This is a genomic window from Paenibacillus sp. GbtcB18, assembly GCF_019091125.1.
In the GTDB taxonomy this organism is placed as follows: domain Bacteria; phylum Bacillota; class Bacilli; order Paenibacillales; family NBRC-103111; genus Paenibacillus_F; species Paenibacillus_F chitinolyticus.
In genome coordinates this window covers 1-239 of sequence record NZ_JAGXJX010000802.1, presented here as the reverse complement: position 1 = coordinate 239, position 239 = coordinate 1, and the positions used below count along the sequence as shown (strand labels likewise).

The 239-nt window shown below is 57.7% G+C and carries 1 protein-coding gene; it reads right to left on the bottom strand.

The features are described 5' to 3' along the window. The coding region (locus tag KVT34_RS31015; protein WP_217563373.1) for an ABC transporter permease at positions 1 to 239 on the bottom strand (239 nt) is incomplete at both ends.

The window sequence follows — 239 nt, the reverse complement described above, 5'->3', positions numbered from 1 at the left end:
CGCGATCGAAATCACGATTCCCCACCAAGCCGGGCTACCGAGACCGATACGCAGGAACATAATGGGCGGCGAGAAGAACGGGACATACGACATCGCGATGACGAACGGAGCTTCGGGATTCTCCAGCCCGAACATAGCCGTCATAAAGGCGATGATGATAAGCAGCGTGACCGGCATTACGGCCTGCTGCACTTCCTCGCTGCGGCTGACAAGCGAACCGATCGCCGCGAAAATAGTCG